We start from the raw sequence: 12,696 nt of genomic DNA, 5'->3' as shown, positions 1-12,696 counted from the left end.
TAAACGGTGGCTTTTTATCAGCTGACAACAGTGCAATTACTCAGCCGGGCGGCTGCGCGGACGGCGCGAAGGAGCACCTGAACGCGGCTTGCCATCACCCTGCGGACGGGCGCTGCCGCCACCGCGGTTTTCACGCTGGCCGCCATTGCCACTGCGCTGGCCACCGCCGTTACCGGAACGTTGACCGCCGCCGTTGCCGCGTGGAGCGCCACGCCCACCACCCTGACGGCCGTTGATGATCGGCTCCGCCTTGATGCTTGGATCCGGCTCGTAGCCTGGCAGGGCAATACGTGGGATTTCACGTTTCAGCAGGCGCTCGATATCACGCAGCAGTTTGTGCTCATCCACACACACCAGCGAGATAGCCTCACCGGTACGTTCAGCACGGCCAGTACGGCCGATACGGTGCACATAGTCTTCCGGCACGTTAGGCAACTCGTAGTTCACCACGTGTGGCAACTGGTCGATGTCCAGACCACGCGCCGCGATGTCGGTAGCCACCAACACACGAATTTTGCCATCTTTAAAATCGGCCAATGCACGGGTACGGGCACCCTGGCTTTTATTGCCGTGGATCGCTGCAGCAGTGATGCCGTCTTTGTTCAACTGTTCAGCCAGGTGGTTAGCGCCGTGCTTGGTGCGGTTGAACACCAACACTTGCTTCCAGTCACCTTCACCGATCATCTGAGACAGCAGTTCCCGCTTACGCTTCTTATCAACGAAGTGCACGCTCTGTTCGATCTGCTCGGACGCGGTGTTACGACGCGCCACTTCAACCGACGCTGGGTTGTGCAGCAGCTTGTTAGCCAATGCTTTAATGTCGTCAGAGAAGGTCGCAGAGAACAGCAGGTTCTGACGCTTGGCAGGCAGTTTGGCCAGCACGCGACGGATATCATGGATAAAGCCCATATCCAGCATGCGGTCCGCTTCATCCAGCACCAGAATTTCAATTTTGGACAGGTCAACCGCACGTTGGTGTTCCAGATCCAGCAGACGGCCTGGTGTTGCCACCAAGACATCAACACCGCCACGCAGTTTCATCATCTGCGGGTTGATGCTCACGCCGCCAAATACCACCAGCGAACGCAGGCGCAGGTATTTGCTGTAGGATTCGACGTTTTCGCCGATTTGCGCAGCCAGTTCACGGGTAGGCGTCAGGATCAACGCACGTACCGGACGGCGACCTTTGACCGCATGATCATGCTTACTCAGCAGCTGTAGCAGCGGCAAGGTAAAGCCAGCGGTTTTACCGGTACCGGTCTGGGCGCTGGCCATCAGGTCACGACCTTCCAATACGACAGGAATCGCCTGGCGTTGAATTGGCGTAGGTTCGCGATAGCCCTGTTCTTCAACAGCGCGCAGAATTTCAGCACTTAAGCCGAGGGTTTCAAATGACATAAAGAGAAAAACTCCAGATCCCCCCTAACCTAACAGTGTTCGGTGCAGTTTCCTGGGAGGATTATCAGACGGGACATTAAGCATGACCACGAGGGATTGGCACAAACTGCAGTGCACCAAGCGGGCGATTGTAGCAGAAGTCGAACAAGAAAACGTTATTTAAGTGACTCAGAGCACAATATGCCGAGAATTCAGCCTAGTCCGAAAAAATGTCCTTAAATAAATAGCGGTTACTGATTGCATTTCGTGCAATCTGGCATAAAGTCAATCATATGATTGATTAACTTTAGCGAGTGTCATCAATGCCAAATAATCAGACTGCCAGCCGGGCACGCGGTGAACAGGCGCGCCAACAGTTGATCGCCGCCGCCATCGAGATGTTCGGTGAGTACGGCATTCAGGGCGCCACCACCCGTGATATCGCGCAGCGCGCCGGGCACAATATCGCGGCGATCACATATTACTTCAATTCCAAAGAGGGCCTTTATCTGGCTGTCGCACAGTGGATTGCCGACTTTATCCAGCAGGCATTTCGCCCCCTGGCCGACGAGATTGACCGCTTCTGGCAACTGCCAGATGCCGAACGCCCGCGGGAATACTATCTCGATCACCTGAAACGCGGTCTGCTGGCATTTAGCGACCTGATGACACAACCGCAGACGCTCAACCTCAGCAAAATCATGTCACGCGAGCAGCTCTCCCCCACTGACGCTTATCCCTTGATCCACCAGCAAGTGGTCGCACCGTTACATGACAAGCTTTGCCGTCTGCTGGCGGCCTACACGGGCATCGACCCGCATTCGACCAAAATCGTGCTGCACACCCACGCAATGATCGGCGAAGTGTTGTCGTTTCGCGTAGCGAGGGAAACCGTACGCCGGCAGGCTGGTTGGCAGCAGATCGGCACCGCCGAAGCGGAGCAAATAAGCGAAGTGTTGGCTGAACACATTGAGATTCTGGTTAATGGGCTGCGCCAACGCTATGGCGCGTAAACCCTTCGGGTTTCAAGATACGGCGCTAGTTGTCTAGCCGTAACGTGAAGTTCATTGGGTTTAATCTTTATAGGCAGGGAGTGTTATGAATAGGAAACGCAGTGCCCTTATTGTTGCGGTTATTGTACTGATCGCCGCAGCCATTTACGGGGTTTGGTATTACCAACAACAGCAAGAAAAACCGCTGACGCTGTACGGCAACGTGGACATTCGCACAGTGAATTTGGGTTTCCGTGTTGATGGGCGGTTGGCGTCGCTGACAGTAGATGAAGGCGATACTCTGCAACCAGGGCAATTACTTGGCAAATTGGACGATGCTCCGTATCTCAACGCATTGCAGCAGGCACAGGCTAACGTTGGTAGCGCCAAAGCCAAACTGGCACTGCTGTTGGCTGGTTACCGCGCCGAAGAAATTGCCCAGGTACGTTCGGAAATGGCGCAGCGCCTGTCCGCTTTTAGTTATGCCGATAGCTTCCTAAAACGCCAACAGGGCCTGTGGGCGAAAAATGCCACCTCTGCCGACGCACTGGAAGATGCCCGCACCTCACGCAATCAGGCGCAGGCCAACCTGCAGGCGTCTAAAGACAAGCTGGCGCAATACCTAAGCGGTAATCGTCCGCAAGAAATAGAAGAGGCCAAAGCCAATCTGGCGCAAAGCGAAGCCGCACTGGCGCAGGCACAACTTAACCTGCATGACACCAGTCTGGTTTCCCCGTCCGCGGGCACAGTGCTGACGCGTGCGGTCGAGCCGGGCACCATGCTCAGCGCCGGTGGCACGGTGTTCACTTTGTCGCTGACCCGTCCTGTATGGGTACGCGCCTATGTTAACGAAACCAGTCTGGGTAAAGCAGCACCCGGTACCGAACTGGAAATTTATACCGACGGCCGACCAAACAAACCCTATCACGGTAAAATTGGCTTTGTGTCGCCAACCGCTGAATTCACGCCGAAAAGCGTGGAAACGCCGGATCTGCGCACTGATTTAGTGTACCGACTACGCATAATTGTCACTGACGCCGATGACGCATTGCGCCAGGGGATGCCGGTCACCGTTCGCTTTGCCAAACCTTGAGGGAGTGGCGATGGAACAGGTGATTGAACTCGAAGCGCTGGAAAAACGTTTCCCGACATTGGAAAAACCAGCTGTCGCCAGCCTCACCACCCGGCTGACCAGCGGTGCGGTCACCGGGCTGGTTGGCCCAGACGGCGCAGGTAAAACCACCCTGCTGCGTATGCTGGCAGGGCTACTAAAACCCAGTAGCGGCACACTGCGCGTCGCCGGGCTGGATCCGATCGCCCAGGATCGTCAATTGCACGCCATTCTTGGTTACATGCCGCAAAAGTTTGGCCTGTATGAAGATCTGACCGTCATGGAAAACCTGACGCTGTACGCCGATCTGCGCGGTGTGACCGGTGATCTACGTAAACAGACGTTTGATCGGCTACTGACATTCACCGATCTCACCCGTTTCACCACCCGGCTGGCGGGCAAACTTTCCGGTGGCATGAAGCAGAAGCTCGGGCTGGCCTGTACGCTGGTCGGGCAGCCGCAAGTGCTGCTGCTGGATGAGCCTGGCGTCGGGGTCGATCCGATCTCACGACGCGAACTGTGGCGCATGGTGCACGAACTGGCCAACGACGGTATGTTAATCCTGTGGAGCACGTCTTATTTGGACGAAGCTGAACAGTGCCGCGAAGTGCTACTGCTCAATGAGGGAGAGTTACTGTTTAGTGGCGCCCCCCAAGATCTCACCCAGCGCATGGCCGGACGCACCGTGCTGATAGCGCCGCCCGCCGGTAATCACCGGGCCTTGTTGCAACGGGCGATCTGCTTGCCAACGGTCACCGACGGTGTGATCCAAGGCAAATATCTGCGGTTGATCCTCAAAGAAGGTGAAGATCATCAGCAATTGCTACAGGCGCTGGATCTGCCGGGGGCCGAACTGAGCGAAGCGGATCCTCGGTTTGAAGATGCGTTTATCGATCTGCTCGGCGGTGGACCGAACAGTAAATCAGCGTTGGCCGAGATCATGCCCACCGTCGAAGGCGAAAAAACGGAAACCGTGATCGAAGCTCAGGGGCTGACAAAAAAATTCGGCGACTTCGCCGCCACCGATCACGTGGACTTCAAAGTGCAGCGCGGCGAAATTTTTGGTCTTCTGGGGCCAAACGGTGCCGGCAAATCCACCACGTTTAAAATGATGTGCGGGTTACTGGTGCCCACCGAAGGTAAAGCACTGGTGCTGGGTATGGACCTAAAGACCAGTTCCGGCAAAGCACGCCAGCATTTGGGGTATATGGCACAAAAATTCTCGCTGTACGGTAACCTGACCGTGGCACAAAACCTGAAGTTTTTCTCCGGTGTTTACGGTCTGAGCGGCAAGGCTCAGCGCGAAAAAATCAGTGAGATGTCCAACGCCTTCAATTTTGGCCCCATCCTCAACCAAACACCGGATTCTCTGCCGCTCGGCTTCAAACAGCGACTGGCGTTAGCCTGTGCACTCATGCACGAGCCGGATATCCTGTTTCTCGATGAACCGACCTCCGGCGTCGATCCCCTGACTCGCCGTGAGTTCTGGCTGCATATTAATGGCATGGTGGACAAAGGCGTGACAGTCATGGTCACCACCCACTTTATGGACGAAGCGGAATACTGCGATCGCATTGGGCTAGTGTACCGGGGCAAGATCATTGCCGCAGGCACACCGGACGATCTCAAGCACCAGATCGCCAGCGCCGACAATCCCAATCCATCGATGGAACAGGCGTTTATCGAGTTGGTGCAAGGTTATGATCAGGAGGAGCAGCCATGAGTAGCAAAATGGCCACCAGCGACAACAGCGGGTTTTCCTGGCGGCGTCTGCGTGCCCTGTGCCTTAAAGAGACGCGGCAGATCCTGCGCGATCCGAGCAGTGGGTTGATCGCTTTTGTCATTCCACTGATGCTGCTATTTATCTTCGGCTACGGCATCAATCTGGACTCCAGTAAGCTGCGGCTGGGGATTCTTATGGAGCAACAGAGCGAAGATGCACGCGACCTGGCTAATGCCTTTGCTGGCTCACCCTATATTGAACCCACCATTAGTGATAACCGCCAACAGTTGATCCAATTGATGCAGGCTGGCCGCATCCGGGGGTTGGTAGTGATCCCCAATGATTTTGCTCAACGCATGGCGCGGCCACACGATAGTGCACCGATTCAAATTATCACCGACGGCAGCGAGCCAAACACGGCCAACTTTGTCCAAGGTTATACCCAGGGAGTGTGGCAAATCTGGCAGCAGCAACGCGCCACCGACAGCGGGCGTGAGGAAAAACCGTTAATTGATGTTCAGATGCGCTATTGGTTCAACCCGGCAGCAATCAGCCGGCACTACATTATTCCCGGCGCCATCACCATTATCATGACAGTGATCGGCGCTATCCTTACCTCACTGGTGATCGCCCGTGAATGGGAACGCGGCACTATGGAAGCACTGCTCTCCACTCAGGTGACGCGCGCCGAACTGCTGTTGTCCAAACTGGTGCCCTATTATTTCCTCGGTATGATTGCCATGGTGTTGTGCATGGTGGTGTCGGTATGGGTGCTCGGCGTTCCCTACCGTGGCTCGCTGCTGATTTTATTCGTCATCAGTAGCCTGTTCCTCGCCAGCACGCTCGGCATGGGACTGCTGATTTCCACCATTACCCGCAACCAATTCAACGCAGCAATGGTGGCGCTGAATGCCGCCTTTCTGCCGTCGATCATGCTGTCCGGCTTTATCTTCCAGATCGACAGTATGCCGGCCATCGTGCGGGCCGTAACCTACATCATTCCGGCGCGTTACTTCGTCAGCACGCTGCAAACGCTGTTCCTGGCGGGCAACGTCGGCACAGTACTGATGATTAACCTGTTATTCCTGATCGCTTCGGCGGTGGTATTTATTGGCCTCACTGCCTGGAAAACCCAGCGACGGCTGGATTAAGGAGCTAGATGATGTTTCACCGTCTTTGGACGTTAATCATCAAGGAAATGCAGACGCTACTACGCGATCCGCAAACCCGTACCATTCTGATTATGCCGGTGATCTTGCAGGTGCTGCTGTTCCCGTTCGCCGCCACGCTGGAAGTGACCAATGCCACCATCGCGGTTTACAGCGAAGACAACGGTCATGCATCTGTCGAACTGACCCAGCGTTTTGCCAAAGCAAAAGCCTTCTCCCATGTGCTGCTTTTGCGCAGCCCGCAGGAGATCCAAGCCACCATCGACAATCAAAAAGCCCTGCTGCTGATCCGCTTCCCCGCCCAATTCTCGCGCGATATCGCCACTGGCAATACCGCCCCGCTGCAGCTGCTATTGGATGGGCGCAACTCTAACAGTGCTCAGATCGCTGCCAACTATGTGCAGCAAATTGTGCAGGAGTATCAAAATGAGCTGATCGGTGGACGCGCTAAGCCTAACAATAGCGAGCTGGTAGTACGCAATTGGTATAACCCGAACCTGGACTATAAATGGTTTGTGGTGCCTTCATTGATTGCCATGATCACCACCATCGGCGTGCTGATTGTTACCTCACTGTCAGTAGCACGTGAACGCGAACAGGGTACGTTGGAACAATTGCTGGTGTCGCCATTGACCACCTGGCAGATATTTATCGGCAAAGCGGTCCCCGCGTTAATCGTCGCGACCTTCCAGGCCAGTATCGTGTTGTTGATTGGTATCTTTATCTATCAGATCCCGTTCGCCGGTTCACTGCTGCTGTTCTACGGTACGATGCTGATTTACGGGCTGTCGTTGGTGGGGTTTGGCCTGCTGATTTCGTCGCTGTGCGCCACTCAGCAACAGGCGTTTATCGGTGTATTCGTGTTTATGATGCCGGCAATCTTGCTTTCAGGTTATGTCTCACCGGTGGAAAACATGCCAGTATGGCTGCAAAACCTCACCTGGCTTAATCCCATCCGTCACTTTACCGACATCACCAAACAGATTTACCTGAAGGACGCCAGTTTCAGCATTATCTGGCACAGCCTGTGGCCGTTATTGGTGATCACCGCCACCACCGGCAGTGCTGCCTATGCCATGTTCCGCCGTAAAATTGCATAAAAAAAGGCTCTGCGTTGTGAATCGCAGAGCCTTTTTGATCACCGGATACCCTATGGATTTCACGCTGCAGCCAGGCGACCAACCAGCTTATCCCCAGACGCTTACTTGAGTAAGTTACTGGGTGAGCTGGTGCAGGTAACAACGCTGCAGCTTGAAAGACGACGGATATTATCTGCGGTTGCCGAAAATACGTAGCAACATCAAGAACAAGTTGATGAAATCAAGGTACAGCGTCAGTGCGCCAACAATGGCGTATTTACGGAAGCTGTCTTTGTCATCTGAGTTCAACTGCTCGCCCATCGCTTTCAGTTTCTGGGTGTCGTACGCCGTCAGGCCAACAAACACCACCACACCGATGTAGGTAATCGCCCACATTAACGCTGTGCTTTTCAGCCAGATATTCACCAACGATGCCAGCACGATACCGATCAGCGCCATAAACAGCATGCTGCCGAAACCACTCAAATCACGCTTAGTGGTGTAGCCGTAAAGACTCATTGCACCAAACATACCGGCGGTCACCACAAAGGTGCTGGCGATTGAACTGTAGGTATAAGCGATGAAAATACTGGAGAGCGTCAACCCGGTCAGCGCCGAATAAAGCATAAACAACGCGGTGGCTACTGTGCCGTTCAGACGGTTGACCATACCGGAAATGACAAACACCAGCCCCAACTGCACGATAATCAGGCCGAAGAACGTGATTTGACTGGAAAAGATAAAGTTAAGGATCGCAGGCGTGTTGGCCGCGTACCAGGAAACGAATGCCGTCAACAGCATACCGCAGGTCATCCAGCCATAAACCTGCGCCATATAAGCCTGAATGCCGCTGTTGGCACGTTCGACGATTGAACCATTAGAGCGTGGATATCGGTCCATGACGGTTACCTTTTGCGTGTGAAACAAGATTTCAAAGCCCTGTCTACCCATCGCCTTTCAAGCCAGAGTTTGCTTAGCTGCAACTTGAAACGCAGAGAGTATCCAAAGGCCTTGCCTGCTATAAGCGTACCACAGAAAACCTAACGCGAAAGCAGCAAAGGTATTGATTTGTTTCCGCTGTTTACCGGTTATTTAACCGCTTTATGCCAGCGTTCTGCCGCCTGTCGATCGCTGTCACGCGCATCGACCCAGCGGTCACCCTGCCCAACAGCTTCACGCTTCCAGAACGGTGCGCGGGTTTTCAGGTAATCCATGATGAACTCGGTGGCTTCAAAGGCCATGCTCCGGTGTGCACTGGTCACGCCAACAAACACGATTTCATCGCCGGGAAACAGCTCGCCCACACGGTGGATCACCGTTGCGCGCTGCAACGGCCAACGGCTACGTGCTTCATCCACGATCTCCGCCAACGCTTTTTCGGTCATACCCGGATAATGTTCCAGCGTGAGCGCACTGACGTGATCGCCCAGGTTGTGGTTACGCACCTTGCCGGTAAACGTGACTACAGCGCCATCATCATCGCACTGCGCCAACCACTGATATTCATCACCTACATTGAATGGCGCTTCACCTACGCGGATACGGGTATTTTCCACCATTAACCTCCGGTTACCGGTGGAAAGAAAGCGACTTCATCACCCGCGCGCAGCGGGTGTTCCGCCGCCACCAGTGACTGATTCACCGCCGTCAGCAGCTTTCCGGACTCCAGTGCCAGTGCCCAGCGATCGCCGCGTGCGCACAGCGCCTTACGCAGTGCTTCTACCGTTGGGTAGTCCGCCGGCATAGACAGGTCACCGGTGCCGACCAGTTCACGCACCTGCGCAAAAAACAGAATGTTAATCATAGCTCCACCTTAAAATCACCGGATTTACCGCCGCTTTTCGCCAGCAGCCGCACCGGGCCGATCACCATATCTTTCTGTACCGCTTTACACATGTCATAAATGGTCAACGCAGCCACCGATGCTGCGGTCAGCGCTTCCATTTCAACCCCTGTTTTACCGGTCAACCGGCAGCAGGTTTCAATGCGCACTCGGTTGTGCTCCGGTTGCGCTTCCAGCTGTACTTCAACTTTGCTCAGCATCAGTGGGTGGCACAGGGGGATAAGTTCCCAGGTGCGTTTTGCTGCCTGAATACCGGCTATACGCGCCGTGGCGAATACATCACCCTTGTGGTGACTGCCGTCGATAATCATTGCCAGCGTGGCCGGTAACATCTCCACAAAAGCCTCGGCACGCGCCTCGCGCACCGTCTCTGCTTTAGCGGAAACATCAACCATATGGGCTTCGCCCGCGGCGTTAATGTGGGTTAGCTGCGTCATATTTTTATTTCTTCAGATGTGGCAGGAAGTTGCATGGACGGTGGCGTGCGTCCAGTTGCTCTTCAATAATGCGTTCCCAAGCCGTACGGCAGGCGCGGGTCGATCCAGGCATAGCGAAAATCACCGTCTGGTTAGCGATACCGGCCAGTGCACGCGATTGAATGGTGGCGGTGCCAATCTCTTCATAAGACACCATGCGGAACAGTTCGCCGAACCCTTCCACTGCGCGATCAAACAGTGGCAACAGGGCTTCCGGGGTGTTGTCCCGGGCCGTAAAACCGGTGCCGCCGGTAATCAGCACTGCCTGTACCTTTTCGTCGGCGATCCACGCAGAAACTTGGGCACGGATTTGATAAATATCGTCTTTGCTGATGGCGAGATCCACGACCTGGTGCCCCGCTTCAAGCGCGGCTTCCTGCAAGTATTGGCCCGAGGTATCTTCTGCTTCACCACGACTGTCTGAAACAGTCAAAATAGCGATATGTGCCGGAATGAATTCGCTGCTGGCATGACTCATTGCTTGCTCCCGTGCAATTTGAAAAATTTACCCGCCGATAAACGACAGATTCTGCGTGATGCCGCTGTTGCCCTGGTGCAGGAAGTGGGTTTGCTTTTTCGTCCGCAACCCACCCTGAATGCGATCTTTCAATTCCTCAAGCTGGCCGTCATTCACCAGCAAATCGCGCAGGCTAATGCCCTGCTCACCGAACAGACACAGATGCAGATTACCGATGGCGGAAACCCGCAGCCGGTTGCAACTGGCACAGAAATCTTTTTCGTACGGCATGATTAAGCCTACTTCGCCCTGGTAGTCCGGATGACTGAACACCTGCGCCGGGCCGTCACTGCGGCCACGCGGTTGCAGCTGCCAGCCCTGCTGTTCCAGTTGCGAACGGATCACTTCACCAGACACATGGTGTTTGCGGAATAAGTCGCCACCCTCACCGGTTTCCATCAGTTCGATAAAACGCAGTTGGATCGGACGGTCTTTTATCCAGTTCAGGAAAGCGCCCAGCTGCTGATGATTAACATCACGCATCAGCACCGCATTGACCTTAACCTTGCTAAACCCAGCGGTAAAAGCGGCGTCGATACCCTCCATCACCTGGCGGAATTTGTCCTGACCGGTAATGGCGTGAAATTGACGGGGATCCAGACTGTCTACGCTGACGTTAATCGCCGTCAGGCCGGCGTCACGCCAGCCAGCAACGTCGCGCGCCAGACGGTAGCCATTGGTGGTCACAGCAAGCTGGCGAACCGCCGGGTTTTCACGCACGGCGGCAATGATCTCGGTAAAATCACGACGCAGCGAGGGCTCGCCGCCAGTCAGGCGCACTTTTTCGGTGCCCAGCTCGGCGAATGCGCGGCTAACACGTCTGATCTCATCCAATGACAAGAAGGTTTTTGGACTGCCATTAGGGCGGTAGCCATCCGGCAGACAGTAGGTGCAACGAAAGTTACACACGTCGGTGATCGACAGGCGCAAGTAATAGAACTTACGCTCATAAGCATCAATGAGTTGCGGCACCATAACACCTTCCAAAGTCGGGAGGCGCGAGCGTTTCCACTCTGCACCCTGGTGGCTAACTTCGCCACGGCCAAAGCACCATATCGTCCACAAGAACAACGTAGGCCCAGAGGCTAGGAGTTTTGGTTTCAGTTCCTACTGATTGAGTAGCCGGAACGAAACCGTGGTTTTCATCAGAATTCTAGCGCTAAACAAACAGGATAGCCAACGCGCAATTTCGCTATATAATTGTGTATACAGCGATTTTAAGCGATTCCAAATCTGGTAAACCATGATAAACGCCCTTTACGCAGACGAATTGACCGGAATCACGCAAATCACACTTTTTATACCCTAAATAATTGGAATAGCCTCCCGACAGCTAGAGCGAGAATCCCAGAAGCTTACTCAAGTCAGTGTCTGGGGTGAGTGCTTGCAGCCAACACAGGGGCAACATCAAGTATGACGGTTTTATCGCGTTTTCACGCCGGATCCGCTACCTTATGCGGGCAGTTAAGCCCCTTTGTAAGGAAATTTATGCGTAATCGTACCCTGGCCGATCTCGATCGGGTGGTGGCATTAGGTGGTGGCCATGGCCTGGGCCGCGTGATGTCTTCCCTGTCGTCTTTAGGATCCCGTTTAACCGGTATTGTCACCACCACCGATAACGGTGGCTCAACCGGCCGTATCCGACGATCGGAAGGCGGCATAGCCTGGGGCGACACTCGTAACTGCCTCAATCAGTTGATCACTGAACCAAGCGTGGCTTCCGCCATGTTTGAGTATCGCTTCAGCGGCAATGGTGAGCTTTCGGGACACAACCTCGGTAACCTGATGCTGAAGGCATTGGATCACCTCAGCGTACGCCCGCTGGAAGCGATCAACCTGGTGCGAAGCTTACTGAAGGTGGATGCAGCATTGATCCCGATGTCTGAGCAGCCCGTCGATCTGATGGCGCACGATCACGAAGGGAACCATGTTTATGGTGAAGTGAATGTCGATCAACTGACCGACATGCCGCAAGAGTTGATGTTGTCACCGCGCGTCAATGCAACACGCGAAGCACTGGATGCCATTGCACAGGCTGATGTTATTCTGATCGGGCCAGGCAGTTTCCTGACCAGCCTGATGCCCCTGCTACTGCTTGATGACCTTACACAGGCCTTGCGCCGCAGCAGCGCCAATATGATTTATATCGGCAACCTGGGGAAAGAACTGAGCGTCGCGGCAGCAGCCTTGACGCTGAAAAATAAGCTGGAGTTGATGGAAGAGAAGATTGGCCGCCAGATGATCGACGCGCTTATTGTCGGCCCCTCGGTGGATGCCAGCGAAGTGCAAGATCGCGTGGTGATCAAACAACCACTGGAAGCGACAGATATTCCTTATCGCCACGATCGTCAGTTGCTGCGCCAGGCGCTGGATCAGGCGTTGATCGAATTAGGCACCCGCGCCTAAGCC

General features: G+C 54.6%; 13 protein-coding genes and 1 riboswitch. Of the genes, 6 read left to right on the top strand and 7 right to left on the bottom strand.

The window, feature by feature from the left end; translation table 11 throughout:
- Positions 1-36: 36 nt before the first annotated feature.
- Entirely contained in the window at positions 37-1,398 is a 1,362-nt protein-coding gene (gene rhlE, locus SGR01S_RS06900; RefSeq protein ID WP_037421452.1) for an ATP-dependent RNA helicase RhlE, read from the bottom strand.
- A 302-nt stretch (positions 1,399-1,700) separates the two neighbouring features.
- On the opposite strand from rhlE, the gene SGR01S_RS06895 reads away from it, so the two are divergent.
- The 5 genes from SGR01S_RS06895 to SGR01S_RS06875 all read left to right on the top strand — a co-directional run bounded on the left by SGR01S_RS06895 (position 1,701) and on the right by SGR01S_RS06875 (position 7,472).
- Positions 1,701-2,390, top strand: a complete 690-nt coding sequence (locus tag SGR01S_RS06895; RefSeq protein ID WP_037421449.1) for a transcriptional regulator — start codon at positions 1,701-1,703, stop codon at positions 2,388-2,390.
- An 85-nt stretch (positions 2,391-2,475) separates the two neighbouring features.
- Positions 2,476-3,462 (top strand): secretion protein HlyD, encoded by a 987-nt coding sequence (hlyD, locus tag SGR01S_RS06890; RefSeq protein WP_037421446.1) that lies wholly within the window; start codon positions 2,476-2,478, stop codon positions 3,460-3,462.
- 10 nt (positions 3,463-3,472) lie between these two features.
- A complete protein-coding gene (locus SGR01S_RS06885; RefSeq protein WP_061806925.1) occupies positions 3,473-5,203 on the top strand; it encodes an ATP-binding cassette domain-containing protein in 1,731 nt (576 codons plus the stop codon).
- Positions 5,200-6,354 carry an ABC transporter permease gene (locus SGR01S_RS06880; protein ID WP_061806924.1) on the top strand — a complete coding sequence of 385 codons (1,155 nt, stop codon included), beginning with the start codon at positions 5,200-5,202 and terminating at the stop codon, positions 6,352-6,354. Before SGR01S_RS06885 ends, SGR01S_RS06880 begins: the two co-directional genes overlap by 4 nt.
- Before the next feature lie 11 nt (positions 6,355-6,365).
- The gene (locus tag SGR01S_RS06875; RefSeq protein ID WP_037421440.1) at positions 6,366-7,472 is read left to right on the top strand and encodes an ABC transporter permease; all 1,107 of its coding nucleotides are present in this window, start codon (positions 6,366-6,368) and stop codon (positions 7,470-7,472) included.
- A gap of 168 nt (positions 7,473-7,640) precedes the next feature.
- Here the strand turns inward: SGR01S_RS06875 and SGR01S_RS06870 are convergent, their stop codons facing one another.
- From SGR01S_RS06870 to moaA, 6 genes are all read right to left on the bottom strand, one after another.
- Positions 7,641-8,351: a Bax inhibitor-1/YccA family protein gene (locus tag SGR01S_RS06870; RefSeq protein WP_037421572.1), complete on the bottom strand. Its 711-nt coding sequence runs from the start codon at positions 8,349-8,351 to the stop codon at positions 7,641-7,643.
- Positions 8,352-8,539: 188 nt separating this feature from the next.
- Complete coding sequence (moaE, locus tag SGR01S_RS06865; protein ID WP_172479803.1) at positions 8,540-9,007, bottom strand: molybdopterin synthase catalytic subunit MoaE; 468 nt, start codon at positions 9,005-9,007, stop codon at positions 8,540-8,542.
- A 2-nt stretch (positions 9,008-9,009) separates the two neighbouring features.
- Positions 9,010-9,255 carry a molybdopterin synthase sulfur carrier subunit gene (gene moaD, locus SGR01S_RS06860; protein WP_017891981.1) on the bottom strand — a complete coding sequence of 82 codons (246 nt, stop codon included), beginning with the start codon at positions 9,253-9,255 and terminating at the stop codon, positions 9,010-9,012.
- Positions 9,252-9,731 carry a cyclic pyranopterin monophosphate synthase MoaC gene (moaC, locus tag SGR01S_RS06855; RefSeq protein WP_037421433.1) on the bottom strand — a complete coding sequence of 160 codons (480 nt, stop codon included), beginning with the start codon at positions 9,729-9,731 and terminating at the stop codon, positions 9,252-9,254. The genes moaD and moaC overlap by 4 nt, the downstream gene beginning before the upstream one ends.
- 4 nt (positions 9,732-9,735) lie before the next feature.
- On the bottom strand, positions 9,736-10,248 hold the full coding sequence (moaB, locus tag SGR01S_RS06850; protein ID WP_061806922.1) for a molybdenum cofactor biosynthesis protein B: 513 nt from the start codon (positions 10,246-10,248) through the stop codon (positions 9,736-9,738).
- A 27-nt stretch (positions 10,249-10,275) separates the two neighbouring features.
- Positions 10,276-11,262: a GTP 3',8-cyclase MoaA gene (moaA, locus tag SGR01S_RS06845; RefSeq protein WP_061806921.1), complete on the bottom strand. Its 987-nt coding sequence runs from the start codon at positions 11,260-11,262 to the stop codon at positions 10,276-10,278.
- A riboswitch (molybdenum cofactor riboswitch) is annotated at positions 11,249-11,391 on the bottom strand. (Overlaps the previous gene by 14 nt.)
- A 384-nt stretch (positions 11,392-11,775) precedes the next feature.
- Between moaA and yvcK the strand changes: the two genes are divergently transcribed.
- A complete protein-coding gene (gene yvcK, locus SGR01S_RS06840) occupies positions 11,776-12,693 on the top strand; it encodes a uridine diphosphate-N-acetylglucosamine-binding protein YvcK (RefSeq protein ID WP_061806920.1) in 918 nt (305 codons plus the stop codon).
- Positions 12,694-12,696 lie beyond the last annotated feature (3 nt).

Origin of the sequence: Serratia grimesii NBRC 13537, assembly GCF_001590905.1 — a bacterium.
Classification (GTDB): Bacteria; Pseudomonadota; Gammaproteobacteria; order Enterobacterales; family Enterobacteriaceae; genus Serratia; species Serratia grimesii.
Note: the sequence above shows the minus strand (reverse complement) of the source record. Positions and strands in the feature narration are given on the sequence as shown.